Source organism: Halobacteriovorax sp. JY17 (assembly GCF_002753895.1).
Taxonomy (GTDB): domain Bacteria; phylum Bdellovibrionota; class Bacteriovoracia; order Bacteriovoracales; family Bacteriovoracaceae; genus Halobacteriovorax.
Genome location: NZ_NJER01000001.1, coordinates 697320 through 713004, shown reverse-complemented (window position 1 = coordinate 713004; position 15685 = coordinate 697320). Strand labels below are relative to the sequence as shown.

Annotated in this window: 14 protein-coding genes; 8 read left to right on the top strand and 6 right to left on the bottom strand. The window is 35.4% G+C overall.

Annotation, left to right across the window (positions count from 1 at the left end; translation table 11 throughout):
- Positions 1-6: 6 nt before the first annotated feature.
- From CES88_RS03215 to CES88_RS03195, 5 genes are all read right to left on the bottom strand, one after another.
- A complete protein-coding gene (locus CES88_RS03215; protein ID WP_290730863.1) occupies positions 7-1752 on the bottom strand; it encodes a hypothetical protein in 1746 nt (581 codons plus the stop codon).
- A 68-nt stretch (positions 1753-1820) separates the two neighbouring features.
- Positions 1821-4175, bottom strand: coding sequence for a hypothetical protein (locus CES88_RS03210; protein WP_290730861.1), 2355 nt, complete (start codon positions 4173-4175; stop codon positions 1821-1823).
- Positions 4176-4192: 17 nt separating this feature from the next.
- The gene (locus CES88_RS03205) at positions 4193-5395 is read right to left on the bottom strand and encodes a hypothetical protein (protein ID WP_290730859.1); all 1203 of its coding nucleotides are present in this window, start codon (positions 5393-5395) and stop codon (positions 4193-4195) included.
- A 200-nt stretch (positions 5396-5595) separates the two neighbouring features.
- Positions 5596-6123 (bottom strand): hypothetical protein, encoded by a 528-nt coding sequence (locus CES88_RS03200; protein WP_290730856.1) that lies wholly within the window; start codon positions 6121-6123, stop codon positions 5596-5598.
- A gap of 11 nt (positions 6124-6134) precedes the next feature.
- On the bottom strand, positions 6135-6758 hold the full coding sequence (locus CES88_RS03195) for a MotA/TolQ/ExbB proton channel family protein (protein WP_290730853.1): 624 nt from the start codon (positions 6756-6758) through the stop codon (positions 6135-6137).
- A 462-nt stretch (positions 6759-7220) separates the two neighbouring features.
- Between CES88_RS03195 and CES88_RS03190 the strand changes: the two genes are divergently transcribed.
- Genes CES88_RS03190 through CES88_RS03180 form a run of 3 tightly spaced genes read left to right on the top strand, consistent with a single transcriptional unit; the run spans position 7221 to position 9067 of the window.
- Positions 7221-7637: a hypothetical protein gene (locus tag CES88_RS03190; RefSeq protein WP_290730850.1), complete on the top strand. Its 417-nt coding sequence runs from the start codon at positions 7221-7223 to the stop codon at positions 7635-7637.
- Positions 7634-8131 carry a helix-turn-helix transcriptional regulator gene (locus CES88_RS03185; protein WP_290730847.1) on the top strand — a complete coding sequence of 166 codons (498 nt, stop codon included), beginning with the start codon at positions 7634-7636 and terminating at the stop codon, positions 8129-8131. Before CES88_RS03190 ends, CES88_RS03185 begins: the two co-directional genes overlap by 4 nt.
- Before the next feature lie 36 nt (positions 8132-8167).
- Entirely contained in the window at positions 8168-9067 is a 900-nt protein-coding gene (locus tag CES88_RS03180; protein ID WP_290730844.1) for a hypothetical protein, read from the top strand.
- A 220-nt stretch (positions 9068-9287) separates the two neighbouring features.
- Here the strand turns inward: CES88_RS03180 and CES88_RS03175 are convergent, their stop codons facing one another.
- The gene (locus CES88_RS03175) at positions 9288-9944 is read right to left on the bottom strand and encodes a hypothetical protein (RefSeq protein WP_290730841.1); all 657 of its coding nucleotides are present in this window, start codon (positions 9942-9944) and stop codon (positions 9288-9290) included.
- Between the two features lie 133 nt (positions 9945-10077).
- Between CES88_RS03175 and CES88_RS03170 the strand changes: the two genes are divergently transcribed.
- The 5 genes from CES88_RS03170 to CES88_RS03150 all read left to right on the top strand — a co-directional run bounded on the left by CES88_RS03170 (position 10078) and on the right by CES88_RS03150 (position 15671).
- A complete protein-coding gene (locus CES88_RS03170) occupies positions 10078-11055 on the top strand; it encodes a diacylglycerol kinase family protein (RefSeq protein ID WP_290730838.1) in 978 nt (325 codons plus the stop codon).
- The gene (locus CES88_RS03165; RefSeq protein WP_290730835.1) at positions 11052-12089 is read left to right on the top strand and encodes an SDR family oxidoreductase; all 1038 of its coding nucleotides are present in this window, start codon (positions 11052-11054) and stop codon (positions 12087-12089) included. The genes CES88_RS03170 and CES88_RS03165 overlap by 4 nt, the downstream gene beginning before the upstream one ends.
- The gene (locus CES88_RS03160; protein ID WP_290730832.1) at positions 12086-14128 is read left to right on the top strand and encodes a hypothetical protein; all 2043 of its coding nucleotides are present in this window, start codon (positions 12086-12088) and stop codon (positions 14126-14128) included. The genes CES88_RS03165 and CES88_RS03160 overlap by 4 nt, the downstream gene beginning before the upstream one ends.
- Before the next feature lie 2 nt (positions 14129-14130).
- The gene (locus tag CES88_RS03155) at positions 14131-15234 is read left to right on the top strand and encodes a DUF3419 family protein (RefSeq protein WP_290730829.1); all 1104 of its coding nucleotides are present in this window, start codon (positions 14131-14133) and stop codon (positions 15232-15234) included.
- Positions 15235-15314: 80 nt separating this feature from the next.
- Complete coding sequence (locus CES88_RS03150) at positions 15315-15671, top strand: hypothetical protein (protein ID WP_290730826.1); 357 nt, start codon at positions 15315-15317, stop codon at positions 15669-15671.
- The last annotated feature ends 14 nt before the right edge of the window (positions 15672-15685 follow it).

Here is a 15685-nt window from a genome sequence, read left to right as displayed (position 1 = left end):
AATTTTTTAAAAAAAGCAATCATAAGTCCATATAAGGTTTTTATTAACTTTTAATAAAGTTTTAGGGTCATCTGGAGTTCTTTCTAGCATGTAATATATTTTGAAATTTGTTAGCTTGTTTTCATTATGGTTGTTCCATTCTCTGCAAATATAGTTAGCGAACTTACGTAAATATTTCTTCTCAGACTTCTTTGATAAGTTAAGATAAAATTTTCTCCACTGTGAATTTTTCATAGTGTTTTGTGGGTGGAGAGGTTTTTGAAAACTAATCGATTCTTTTGTTAAAGGATTCAATCTTGTGCCATCTTGTAGATTTCCATCTATAATATACCAGGCATCATTTCTCATAGGCTTGGGAGCGAACATATTCCATTGTTGGTTTAATCCAAGAGCAAATGCAATACTAGTAAAGGGTTCTTTAATATCAAATTTACTAGAACCTAAATAACCCTCAAAATTCCATGAAATAGATAATGAAATTAAAAGTGTCGCAAATATTATTCCAGATATATTTGTGTGCACTTTTAATTCTATGTTGAATAGATTTGTGAGCGTGGATCCAATCAAAAATCTAAACTTAGATATCCTTTGGTATGCATAGTTCCCTAGAGATAAAGAGAGTTTGTTTGCATAGATGAAGTGTAGTTTAGTTAAGAAACTCTGATCCAAAAGCTTTGAAAATACATAGTATTCAATGTATTGATTGTTTTTAGGATCGACTAATAACCAACTTTTATTTTTTTCGATTAAATTATTAATTTCTGCATCTTTGTTGCTTGAGCTTACCTCTAGCTTTGATAAGAAGAATATGTTCTTTAGAAGGATGCAGAATCTCTTGCAAAAGCCACAGTTGCTATCGAAATATAGTGTATAACCTAAGGCTCTTGTGTTTTTCTTCGATAAAAAAGTCCAGAAGCTATTTGGTACAATAGGAAGCCAAAGCGCAAGGCATATCCACGGAAAATTACCAAGATTCATTGTTAATAATATTCCAAGATGTAGAAACCAGAATAATATGATTACAATCATTCTAAAGTAATCTCTTTTCCATGGTATTAGTAGAAATAGTGGTCCTAGACCTTCTAGCCACAGAGTGAAAAATGAACCAATGCTCATTAATTTTGGGAAATTTAGAAGTTGCGTACCTATTGGTGTTGTAAATATATCTAAGCTCATTGCAAAGTATAAAGAATCAAACTTTGTGAGCCAGGATGGATTCCACTTGTAAAAGAATGTGAAAAAATACATTAAGAAAATTTGAATAAAAAATAGAAATGTAAATGGAGTAGAGACTTCTTCGGGAGGCTCTAGCTCATGACTTTGTCCAAAGAACTTATCCAGAGAGAGGTATAAATTTGTAGGTGCGAAAATAGAGAAGAGAAGGAGCAGCCGTAGCAAATTATCTCCTCCATGGTTAATTATTGGAAATCTATTTTGGAATGAGATTAATAAGACCCATGCTATAATTGATGCTATTTTTGTTCTTGCGCCTAATGTGATGAGCAAAGATGAGATTAGTCCTATTGTTGCTAAAAGATTGGCGAAGGCTGGAGTACCATTCAAATTTAGAAGCGACATTTTCCAAGGTATTTCTTCATTATTCATTATGAATGATCGAGAAGCTATCCCTATGTCACTATAAAATGGGTGGATAATATCGAATCTGTTTAAAAAATCAAAAAAGAGTATTACTCCTAGAGAAATTCTGAATAATACCAATGATTTTAAACTTACTGAGAAAATATTCTTCAAAAGAAGCTCCACTAGTGAAAAAAAGGGGGAGTGTTACCTCCCCCCTCATGATTTTTAAATTTAAAAATCTAAAAACATGAATCTTGATTGAGTGTTGTTACACTTTGAACTTGGTAATTTGAAATTTTCTCTCCTGCCACTTGAAGGTCAATTTGACTACCACAGTTCTTCATCTTCTTAACTACAGCACCGAAGATAAATTTGTTCTTCCAGATAAGCTTTCCAAGCTTTGCAGTATTATTTACAAAGTCCTTATCGTTAATATTATTGAAAGATTTTGCCTTTTTTGCAATTAATTTAATCGCATCTGCAGTTTCTGACTTTAATTTCTTGGAACAACTTTTTGTCCCTAGCTTTCCACAAAGATTGTCTTGATCACCATTGCTTAGATATCTATCGATATTCTTATTTGTGTCTACAATCGAATCTTGCAGTGTTTTAGATGAACTAAACTTTGCCATTGCCTTGGCAAAGTTTTGGTCTGCTTTTATCGTAAGTTTCACTGAAACATATGCAAGGTCTTTATTGGCCGGAACAGAAATTTCTGCAGCAACACCAGTGTCCTCGTTTAGTTTTCTAAGAGCTTTCTCAAGATCATGTGATTTTGCATGATCTTTCTCGTAAAACCATTCAAGATTTGAAGCATTGTCAACGAATGTAGATTCTGTGTTCTTGTCTGTTGTGATTGCGACACCTGATTTGAATACCTTAGACATATTTGTATGTCTTGTAATTAATCTACCATTCATGCTTTCAAAGTATACTCCGTACTCAGACTTCGTCTTGTAACCATACTTGGAACTATCAATATTTGAATAGTTGTATAACTTACCTTCACTGTTCGCTACATTTATAAATGGAATACCAAGTACAAAAGACTTAACTTTTCCTTTTGTCATGTAGTTAAATGAATCAACTTCTTCGACAAATGGGTTTAAGAAATCTTCAGCCATTTCTTGAGTCGGTGTAACATTACCTTGTAGTAAGTCCTCGTAAGCTTTTGCTGCCTTAAAGTCACTTATGTCTAGCTCGTATGTAAAACCCTCTCCTTTGTCAGATAGGCTGCTTAGGGAAGTCGACATAGCCATAACTCCGACATATGCTGACGTAGATTTAAGTTTAGATCTACTGTAGGAAACGAGTACTTTTTCATCATCAATTTTTTCTACATAAACTCGCCATGTACCTTGGTCGACTTTGGTTATACCAGATCCAACTACGGATAATCCAAGGCCTGCAGTATAGAGCATTCCACCTGTTTGTTCGAAGTATACATTATCTCCAATTCTCCACTCTTTTAGAGATTGAGTTGTTTTTGGGATACTTCTTTTTATAACATTCAGCTCTTTCTGATCTCTTACTGAGTAGTTAAATAAAGCAGAAGAAGATTTTAGTGGTGCTAATCCCAGTACTCCTCCTAAGATTTGTCTTATGTCTGTAGCATTATCGAAGAAGAATTGTACTTGTGCTCCAAGCCCTCCTAGGATTGTCTTATACTTTTGTACTTGGAATCCACTTCTGTAATCTTCAAAAGCAAGAGCATTTTTGCTTTTCATTCCAGCTTGAGCAGTAAGATTTATAGTTCTGGTTATTCCATCAATATCAAAGATGACTAGTGGCTTAAGTTTTACCTTGAGCTTATTTTCTTCCTGCTTAGGTTCCTCTTGTACAGCGTTATCTCCGTTGTCGCCATCGTCTCCGTTGTCTCCATTATCTCCGTTGTCGCCATCGTCTCCGTTGTCTCCGTTGTCTCCATTGTCTCCGTTGTCGCCATTGTCTCCGTTGTCGCCATTGTCTCCGTTGTCGCCATTATCTCCGTTAGAACCATTGTCTCCGTTAGATCCATTATCTCCGTTAGAACCATTGTCTCCGTTAGATCCATTATCTCCGTTAGAACCATTGTATCCGTTAGATCCATTGTCTCCGTTAGATCCATTATCTCCGTTAGATCCATTATCTCCGTTAGATCCATTATCTCCGTTAGAACCATTGTTTCCGTTAGAACCATTATTTCCGTTGGAACCGTTGTTTCCGTTAGAACCATTATTTCCGTTGGAACCGTTGTTTCCGTTAGAACCGTTGTTTCCGTTGGAACCATTATTTCCGTTGGAACCGTTATTTCCGTTAGAACCATTATTTCCGTTGGAACCGTTGGTTCCGCCTGCGGCACATCCTACTTGGGAAACATTACCTTGGTTACCTGTACAGTTGTTCCCAACTCCATTTCCGTTGTTTCCAGTGTTGTGGTTTCCGTTTGTGTTTGGATTGTTATGCTGACCTTGAGTTCCTGAAGCAGGGTTCTCTGTTTGAGTTCCACTTCCTTGACCTCCACCATTTGGATTGCCAGATTGGCCATTGTTTTTCGCCATGGCTTCATAGCTAAATAGCGAACAAGCGACGATTAAGACTTTTAAAAAATGCATTTAATTCTCCTTAATGATTAATAATATTTCTTACAGTTTGTTCTATTTGAGTCTAAACCCCATCTTGCCTCTAGAGAGTCGTTAGGATGGGATGAGATTTGATTCTGTTCATATCTATATAAGAAGTTTTGAACTGATAGTGGTGCTATTTGGTTCTCACATAGAAGGGAATTACTTTCAGATCCTTGGAGTAGATCTTCAAGAGCGTTATATTTACTAGAATCAATTTTTAATTGATAGTTAACTTGTTTGATTTTTGAATAAAAGTTTTTAAGAGTAATTATTTGTTTAATTATTCTCTTATCTAAGCCTGGAGTAGAGTAGTTATCATATTCTGATTTATTCACACATCTATTATTGATTTGGCTGTTTACATATACTTGGGCCTTTTTAATAGCATCAATTCTATCATCTATAGATCTACATATGTTATTTATGACTCTGTCTAGGCGTCCTTCTATTGATTCATCTTCTGTTCTGAGACGATTTGATATGTAATTGAGAATACTTTCTTCGCCTACTTCTTTTAATAATTGGTATTGCTCTGTCGAATAGCTATCTAGTTCGTTTAAGTCTAAATTTACTTCAGAAGGTTGCTTGAATCTTCTAAACCCCCATGGAGAGGAGGAAAAGCTAAAGAGAGGAACTCCTCTATGAAATTTTATTTCTCTTACTACTCTTGGAACTGTTGAGTAATAGAGATCAAATATTCCTGAGTTACTAATCTTTTTTATTAAATAAGCATGTCTTATTCCATTATTTTTAGTTACGTATATATCACCACTTCTTATTTCAGAGATTGCAATTGGGTATGTATCATTCTGAGCTAGTATAGTTGTTCCAGAGTGAACTGCTAGCTTACTGATAAATGCTTTTACACGATCAATTTCATTTTTAAGGGAATTGAAATAATTTCCGCTATTGGAAATGTATCTAGCAGAAAACAAGCCTTTTCTTACAGGGTTCTTTACTTTGAAGGGGAGTTTATTTTCATAGGAGAAAATAATTCTTGCAGCATAGATGATATCTGCACAATCAGTAGGAACGCCGTAGTAAGGACTTTGTGGATCGGAAAAAATCCTTCTGTGAAAGTTATCATTAGCTATCCAGTTTTGATAGCTCTGTTCATATTCTGAAGACCACTCATTCTCAGTTTTCCACACGTCAGCGAAGCCTGAACTTATCAAAAGAAAAGATAGAATTAATATAATTTTTTTCATAGACATTTTTCTAGCACATCTTAGAATTTTGCATTCGATGAAAATGATAACCGTGAAAATAATACAAGTTTTGAGAGAGGATTGTTGGTTATAAGTGCTCGAAACTATTTCTGAGAAGATCTTTTAATTGATATATGTACTTGCTAGGGTAGCAGTTAAGTATACTCTAAAGCTTAATAATGATTAAGTGTATCGATTTATTATAGGATGGTTAAAGTCAGGCCTGTTGCACCTTGGGCGCATATATAGCTTCCTTTCCATTGACCACTAATTTCTGTGCTACCTTCATTAGATATACGCTGAAGAGTAAATTCTTTACAGGTTTGAAATTCAATTCTTCCTCTAAAACTCTTCTTGCTAGTTCCTATGACTCCAGAGAGAGGGATCATTTCATAGTTCTTAGGACGATCTAACCATCCAACTCCTCCAAGTCTTAGCTTGCCAGTCTTTTGATCGTAGCTTCCTTGCATGAGATATTTTCCCTGAGGAATATTTGGAGATGAATTTGTTCCATAGAAGTAGAACTGAGCTTCAAGTGGGATAGTTTTAAGAATTGGTGTCTTTGTCTTTGCAATTTCTTGTTTGGCGGGAGCTTTGGCCTTTGGAGCTTCAGCTATAGGCTTTTGCTGTAATAAGGAAACAAAGATCATAACAAAGAGTAGATCGAGCAGTGATGTTAACTGAACCGTTGATTTCTTAGGTCTTCTATATGTTCTTTGTTGTTGCACTTTAAGTAACCTTATTCTGTCATATTAATTTTAGTGACGATCTGCTTGAAGTTTAAGCTCTCTGTAATGATTCTTTCAATCTTTGGCCCAAACGTACTTTCAATGACCATGAAGATGATAGAGAAAGTGATTCCAAGAATTGTTGTGTCCATTGCTAGAACGAAAGCACTTGAGAGTGAGCTCACATCAATGGCGCCTTTTCCCATGGCAGTTTGGGCGATGGCCAAAATAGTTCCTAGAATACCTAGTAGCGGAAATACTTGTACTAGCGTTGATATTACACTCGCAAAAATTTCTATTTTATAGTGACGACTATAGAAAGGACGTTGGCTAATTGTATTAGCATTCTTTGAGAATTCCGTCTTTAAGTTCTGATCGGTAGTTATTTTTTGATTTATAAAGTCTAGTGTCGTTTGAATTTTCTCATGAATATTTTGAGTAGAGTCATAGTCAGGAGCATCTTTAAAACCTTTTATAAGATTAGTGCTCACGTCGGCCAAGACCATTTCATGTTTTTTCATCATATAGTAAATGGCGATGATTAAATAGATCTCGACTGCTGCAAATACATAGATAATAGCAAAGATATTATTAGACATGAAATTGAAGAAATTTTGAACGAGTGATAAATCCACTTCGCCTCCTATAGTAATGATAAGTACTTATATTTTAAAATGACGTAGTATTTCTGTCTAGATGTTGAAGATTATGCTTCATACTCGTTTATCCTATGGTTTTTGTCAGGATTTGAGTGTGTTCTTATGTGCAGTCATTGGTAGTTTCATAGGAAAAATTAAGACGGAAGTATAAATTGGGCCAGTAAAATTAACAGCTCAGATAAAATGCGTGAGATCGCTTCATTGCTTAACGTGGAGGATTTGTCATGAGTTGCAAATACAGACGTTAATAATTTCGAGAACATTATAATTTATCTTGAATGGCGGAGTATGGAGTTTATCCTCAAAATCTTCAATCTGTATTTGCGTTTGATTGTATCTGTTAACTAGTCGAAATTACATTATATTTTTAGCTTAATATTATATTAAGTTATGACAAGTTATTAAATGTTATGTTATTATACCGATAAGGAAAGTAGTTTGGAAGTTATTATTACAGAATGGGGATTACAGTCATATATCAAACTTAAGGGCAAAGCGGTCTTTAGTGATAATGATTATCAAATAATACTTAGGCCAGATGCTGAGCTTTTGAAAGTTTATCCCAACGATCCAAAATTTAGTAATAGCAAATTTTGGGGGCCAGCAAAGTTTGCAGGAAAAATGACTAAGTACGGTCATAAAATGAAATGGCATAACTTTGGGAATGGAAATGTTCAACTAAGACTATGTGTTGTTATCGTTGAGACTGAGATTGAAGACGTAAAAGAAGAAAGAGCATTTCTATGCACTAGTTATGTTAAAGATGACAAATCAGAGAAGCTTGAAATGGCAGGATTAAAAACGAAGATTAAAAAAATATTAGATGGGGCCTATATTTATAGGGGGAGATTATGAGTTTATTTCAAACATCAGATGCACAAAAAGTGACGCTTTATAAAATTGCTTCAGAGATGAAAACAAGTGGCTTACCAGATAAGTTTATTGCTGACGCTGTTGAAATTGGTGCCTACTATGAAGGTGTCTTTGACTTATTTGAGCTGTGGACAACTGAAGAAGATCCAGACTTCAAAGAACAAATCGTAGCTAATATTCAAGCTGAGATTGATGAGTATAGTGAACAACCAAAGAAGCCAACTAAAAAGCCTTATATTGATTATAGTCACCTTGAAGCAATTGCTAAAGATGTATTAGCTTTTAAAGCTCACTTGAAAAGCCTTGTTGATCAATGGGGTGGAGTGACAAAGCTTTCGAAACAAACTGGAATTCCTCAACCATCTTTAAGTCGGTTTTTTAGTTCTGCATCCATGCCTAGGAGAACAACCCTTTATAAAATTGCGGACGCATTGAAGCTATCTGAGAAAGAGATTATTACAGATTGGGCGGCATGATCATTCATAATTTGTTGTTTAAAAAAGAGGAAATAAATGAGCTTGTTTAAATTACCTGATTCAAAAGACCGTATTTATAATCATGTTAAAGTTTCAAAATACAAAGAAGATATACGAGAATATTTAAATTCACTTTGGAAAAGTTACCAGCCTTTTTGTCCTGATCAGCATTTTAAAGAAGAGTTCTCACATGATTTAATTGCACGCTGGTGGGAAATGTATCTTGGCAATGTTTTTCTTACTAATAAGCATAAGATTGTAATTCGGAAGGGAGCTGGCCCAGACTTTAAAATTAGCTTTAATGAGAAAACTTTTAATATTGAGGCAATAACACCAAATTCAGGAGAAGGAGATGATGCTTGTCCAGTTTACCCTCGAAAGTCTGCTTTTAGTTATTCTGATATAAAATTAATCCTGAGGCTTACTCATGCTATTTGGGAGAAGAACAAAAAATTTGAACAGTATTTAGAGAATGGTCTAGTTAAAGAAGGTGATACTAATATTATTGCAGTTAACTTAAGTAAAATTGACTTGGCAGATGAAATCTATAGTGAGACTGATATTCCCATAATAGCTAAGGCGTTTTTAGGATTTGATGATTTAAAGATCCAGGTTCCTATTAACTTAGGATCAGGAGAAAGTGGTGAAAGTAAGCCTGTTTATGATGCGCGTGAAAAACTCATTAAAGTTAATGGTGCTGATGTTTCACTAACTTCATTTGTTGATGGTAGTTATCCACTGATTTCAGGAATTTTTTGTTCAGCAGAGAGTTTTGTAGGTATGCCTGAATCTGGAAAGGGAATTTGGACACTTTCCAATCCGACTTCATCTAATCCTGTAATGAAAAACCATTTTAAATTTGGTACAGAGTGGCTGGCTTCCTTGCAAGCTAATAAAGTTAGTCTGGACAAAGTTGATCATTCTTTAGAAAACTAAGGTGGAATATTTTTAAAACTATGAATGAATTAGATGTATTAAAGAAAAATAATGGCAGAACTATTAACTCTGTGGGCCTCGTTATACTAAAGAAGTAAATATCAAGACGGAGTATTTGCGATACTTTGAGCCACTTAAAGCATAACTACTCATGTCATTACTACATCGCCGGCTCCAGTTCTAATATTGATAGCATGTTAAAACCGGCAAATATTAAATTCTAGAACTTCAAGTAATGGGCGACCATCACTCTATGTTTAATACCGTATTCTTTTAAGCGCTTACTTGTGACTTTCTTCTTCTCTTCTTGAAGTATTTTAAATTCCTGAGTGTATTCTTTATAAGCAGCATCTATCTCTTCTTTTGGAATACTAAAAGGAGGACCGAAGATATCTTTCTCCTGTGAATGAGCAGTGAGTAGAAGCATTTCTGTTCCTTTTGAACTTAGTTCTTTGACTTTAGCGTAGTAGTCAGGGCGCATCTCTGGAGGAAGGGCAACATTAGATGCTCTATCATAAATGAAGTCAATTTTTGGAAGTAGATCCTTTGAAAGAGCGAAGAGGTCTCCGCAGAAAATAGTGATACCTCTTGTTTCAAATATTTTAAAACTCTCTGATTGTTTGACTTCATACTCTAGATTATTTTCGCTAAAGAATTCAAGGACGGCAGCTTCAGCAATCTCAATACCGTAAACATGGAATCCTAAATCTCTTAGAAATATCAAGTCTAGTGACTTTCCACAAAGAGTGACTAGGGCCGTTTTTCTCTTTTGAATAACTTGATTATCTAAGGCCCACTTCAAGAAGACATTGGTCTCTGTCATGTGAAAGCCTATATTTCTCTCTTCCCATGCTCTTTCCCAAAATTCTTTCTCCATGAAATCTCCAGTATTTCTAAGTGTTTAGCAGTGTATAAAGAACTAACATACTATGAAATTTCTTCACTGTAAGGCCTCTACAATACTGAAAAAGCCTATACTAGATGGAACTAGAGTAATTAAAGGATGCAGTATGCAAAATATTAGTGTTTATCTAAACCAGAGGGCGAGTCACACGCAATTTGGCTATTGGAAAGAGCAAATTGATAAGTCGCTCTTTAGGAGCACTATTACCTATAGAACTCCTAGAGATCTTGATGAATTAAAGTCTAATCTTCAAAGTGATATTGATGATGAGTGCGATGCTATCGTTTCTGTTGGTGGAGACGGGACTGTGAACACTTTAATTCAAAGTTTGGCCGGAAAAGAAGTTGGTCTTCTTGTTATGCCTGGTGGGACGGCGAATGATTTGGCCTGTGAGCTTGGGCATAAGCAATCAGTAAAGAAAGTTACTCATTTCATAAGAAATAATGAATATAAGTATATTGACCTCATTAAAATAAATAATAATTTCATGGCCACAAATGGTGGTCTTGGAATGGGTTCTAAAGTTGCAGAGAGAATTAATGAAATAAGAAGAGCTCATCCTTCATTTAAGAAATTAATGAAGCTTGGTGGAAAGTCTATTTACTCATTCTTTATTTTAAGTGAATTAACATCGATGAGACTGCCTACGTATAAGTTCAAGGTGACATCTGAGCAGTTTTCTGGAATTGTTGAAACTCCTATTCTCATGATTAACAATCAACCACATCTTGCAGGAACATTTAATATTGCTCCAAATACTAGACACGATGATGGAAAATTTAACGTAACAATTCTAAAACACAAGACTCATAAATCCTTTGTTCAGTGTTGTTATAAAATGGCGATAGGAGAGTATCCATTCGCCGATCCTGATATTATTTCATTTGAAACAGATGCTATCACAATTGAAAATATGGACCCGACTAGAATAGTCCCTTTCTTTGGGGACGGAGAAATTTTTCAAAATTCTAACGGAAACTCCCAAAAATGGGATATTCAGCTTTGCCCTCGTTCACTAAAGGTTTATACAGAAGATGACGAAAAGTCTCTCGTAAGTCTTTGTAACGAGGTCAATTTATCGTGAAGCTCTTCATAACTGGAGCTACTGGTTTTCTAGGTAGTGAGCTAATCCCTATTATTGCTGGAGAGTGCGAATCTCTTTATCTTTTAGTTAGAAAGAAATCTCTACTTAGGGCCAAACAGAAGTACGCAGATTTCTCTAATGTAAAATTTGTCGTTGGTGACTTAACTAATCCTGATTTAATTGAAGGAGAATACAACGAGCTTCTAGGGGAAGTCGATTCTATTCTTCATATGGGTGCTTATTACGATTTAGAAGGGAGTTATAAAGATTGTTTCATTCAAAATATTGAAGGAACAATGAACCTGCTCTTCTTTGCGAGCCTCTGTCCAAATTTGAAATCACTTCACTACATTAGTACAGTTGCAATTAGTGGAGAAAGTTCGGGCGAATTCTTAGAAGATGATTTCGATCATAGGGAAGAGATCACTAACGAGTATTCTAAAACAAAATGGGAAGCTGAGCGGCTGATTAGAAGCTGGAAAAGTGAGGCGAAAGTTCGCATTTATAGACCTGGAATAATTATTGGAAATTCGAAGACTGGAGATTTTGAAAAAGTTGATGGTCCATACTATTTTTGGAAAACACTCTCTAATGTAAAAATGCTTTCACCTCTTATCTCTAAATTACCTTTTCTTCCAATGCCTATTAATCCTCATGCAACCTTACCTATAATAAGTGTGGATAATGCCGCAAGACTTATTAAGAATGGACTATTGTTGGATAGAAAAGAAAAACTTATGACCTTTCACTTAGTAGAGCATATGTGCCCCAATGTTCTAGATCTTGTAAATGATAGTTTAAAAGAGTTTTCCATTGATGCGAATATAAAATTAATGGATAACCACCCTCTCATTGAGAAGACATTTAAAATACTAGGTCTTCCAAAAGAAATTATTCACTATATGATCACTCCTGTAGAATACTCTGTGACAAATTCATTAAAGCACTTAGGGCTTAATGAACAGAGAGGATTTGATAACTACAAAGATATTATTTTAAAGAAAGCAAAGAAGAGATTTGGAGTGAGTAAGTGAAACAAGTCATCTCCATTGCCTTTGCACAAGAAAATAAGAACTACGATGAAGTCGTAGAGTTTAATGGTGAGAAGGTTAGACTGACTCAATACGCAGTAGGCTTTGACTACGATCTTGCGAGAACTTTGATTAAGAAATACGACGGAATCTGTGATGTCATTTGTATTAGTGGGGTTCCTCCAAGAATAAAGACTAAGAATGGAATAATAGAGCACCCTGGTTCTCAAAAAATAAAATCTCTTACTAAAGTTACTCCTCTTGTTGATGGGCAACTTCTTAAAGATACTTATATTCCATGGGGGTTTAGGCAGTATTATTTAACTCATAAGAATCCTTTAAGAAATAGAAAGATAAGTATGTATACGGGGTTGCTGCAAAAAGTATTAGTTGACGTTATTGAAGAGCTAGAGGGCAAGCTATGTTTAGCGGACCCTTACTTCTTTTTAAGGCTTCCTTATAATTTACATTCAAATGCAGGGCTTGAAAAATTTCTTAGAACACTCTTTCCTGTAATGAGTAGAATTAAATTTAAGCCCTCGGCGATTGCTTCTTTTAAATTAAAAGACCAATCAACTTATAAATGCTTAAAAGAATTTTTTAGTGGAGATGTCTTTGTTGGTAATGAGGGGACAGTCCAGCTTATTGATACTGAACATTTAAAAGATAAGACTCTTGTCTTAGACTTTATGGGCTCTCAGATGAAAGAGAAGCTTATCAAGGCCGGTGTTAGAGACTGTATTAGTTGTATGCCAAAGGTCGTTAAGGGGAGATATGTAAACTTCTCTGTTCTTGAAGCTCTTATGCAAGCGTTCCAAGAAAATAGTTTAACTTCTGATGATATTCTTTGGTGGGTTGATAAGTTAAAATTAAAAGTAGAGCACCATCAATTAACTCAAGCGAAAGAAGATAAAAATGATATTCAAAAATTTGCTTTTATTATTCACCCACTAAGTAAAGACTATCTCTTTAAGCATCCGCTTCTAAAGAAATTCTCACCTGCTAAGAAGCAGTTGGGACCTATATTTGAAAAGGCGCTTTCTTATACGCCAGGCTTCTTCTATGGAAGTATTAAGGGAATAAAGTCTGAGTCTAATGGCAAAGAGGTGGAGGGACTTATTTATACTGTTTCAGACACCCCTAAAATGCTATTAGAACAGGAACCCGAAAAGGTTTATAAGAAGCTTGTTGATATATCAAAGGACGCTAGTAAGCATCAGGCGGGAATTATTGGGCTTGGGGCTTTTACAAAAATTGTTGGAGATGCGGGAGTTAGTGTAGAGCAAAGATCTCCTATTCCTGTAACTACGGGGAATTCTCTCTCTGCTTGTTCTACTCTTTGGGCCGCAAAGTTTGCGGTAGAGAAGATTGGTCTGGTAGAAAAGAAAGATAAGATATGGCAAGGTAGGGTCATGGTCATTGGCGCCACTGGGGCCATCGGTGCAGTCAGTGCAAAAGTTCTTGCTATGAAGTGGAAAGAGCTCGTTCTTGTTGCTCCTAGAGCGTATAAGTTATTAGAGCTTAAAGAGGAGATCGCTGCGATTGCTCCTGATTGTAATATTTCAGTAACTACCAACCCTGATAAAGAAATTGAAGATTGTGATCTTATTATCACTACAACATCTGCAAGAGGAAAGAAGATCTTAGATATCTCTCTGGTTAAACCAGGGTGTGTTATTTGTGATGTCTCAAGACCTTTTGATATAAGTGAAGACGATGCTAGCTCAAGACCAGATGTGATGGTTATAGCCAGTGGAGAAGTTCAACTTCCAGGAGTCGTTAAGTCTAATGTAGACTTAGGGCTTGAAGGGAATATTGTCTATGCCTGCTTGGCGGAGACGGCCCTCTTGGCGATGGATGGAAAACTTGAGAGTTTTACTCTTGGGAGAAATATAAGTTTTGAAAAAGTTTTAGAAATTGACCGAATGGCAAAAGCTCATGGAGTTAGACTTTCGGCAATTATGGGCCATAATGGATTTATAAGTGATGATGAATTTGCTCTTTGTAAATCTCATGCAATTAATAAGAGGAATAAGGTTTAGAAATGGTTAAGAAGTATTTTTCAGATTTAAATTATACTTTAGGTAATGAAGACACTACTCTTGAGTATGAACTCATTAAGAGAAATAAACCAAAGAATATCCTCTCTATTGCTGGCTCAGGTTCTAGAGTAGTTCCTCTTATTCATAAAGATGCCGAAAATATTTACTGTGTCGATGTTTCTAGACCTCAGCTCTTTATTACTGAACTTAGAAAGGTCACAATTGAGAGCTTAAGTTTTCACGACTACTTAGCTTTTTGGGGTTTTCCTCCGTACGCAGCTTATGACTACGCAATTAAGAGAAGAGAGATCTTCAAGAAATTAGATTTATCTTTTGAGTGTAAGGATTACTTCTTAAAAGTCTTTGGGGAAATGCAATGGGAATCAATTCTCTACATGGGAAAATGGGAGAGAACTTTTGCGGTATTTGCGAAAGTTGTTCAAAAATTCTTTGGAAAGGAATTTGACCAGCTCTTTAAATTTCATAACCTCTCCGATCAAATACATTACTACAATAATCAATTTCCTATGAAAAAGTGGAAGACCCTTCTCTTTATTCTTGGAAATAAGAGTGTCTTCAATGCTCTTCTATATAAGGGAGACTTTATTAAGAAGAATCAGCCAGGAACTCATTTCAACTACTACTTCAATGCCTATGAAAGTCTTTTGACTCACTCTCTGGCGAGAGAGAGCTTCTTTATGAATCTCTGCTTCTTTGGAAAATTAGACCATGAAGATTCAAATACTATTGAGGCAAAGGAAGAATGTTTTAATAGAATGAAAGAGGGAATTAGTGCTGGAGCTAACATTAATTATGTTAACTCTGATCTTATTTCAGCTGCAAAGTCAGTGCCTGAAGGTAGTCTGGACTTCATCAGCTTAAGCGATGTTCCAAGTTACTTTGGCGGGGATTTAGAGAGAGATTATATGCAAGATCTAAGATCTTCTCTCAAAGTTGGAGCTCTAGTTGTTCTTAGAAGTTACTTAAGAGTTCCTGAAAGTAATCTTGAGGGTTATGTTGACGTGACTCCTAAGTACGGCGAACTATTGGCCACAGAGAAAGTTCAAATGTATATCGTTCAAGTTTTTGAATACACCGGCGAATAATTAAAGAAAATTCATAGTTCTAAGTTCTTTTCTAAACTCTCTTCCATTAACCTAGTTATAAGGTAGATGGGGGGAGTTTTATGAAAGTATTGATAATCAGTTTTCTTATTTGTCTTCCAATTCTAGGGCAAGGAATTTACACAGACTTTGGAATCGAGCGTATTTACTGTTTTGCAGAGAATGGTGATATCGAAATAGAGCTAACTCAGGAAGATAATGTTTATCATTCTTTCAAAACTGTGGGGCGTGATATTTTCAATCTCAATGAATCTAGAAAAATTGAACCCATTCCCAATGGAGTTACATTCTATTTAAGTAATTTAGAGAGATCTCCTATTAGTTTTATTCTAGATAATGAGGATAATGTTCTCATTGAAGGGCTTTATGCAATCACAGATTCAGGGAAGGAATTTTCTTTTCACTGTGATATTGAATAGTCATGTATGAAATC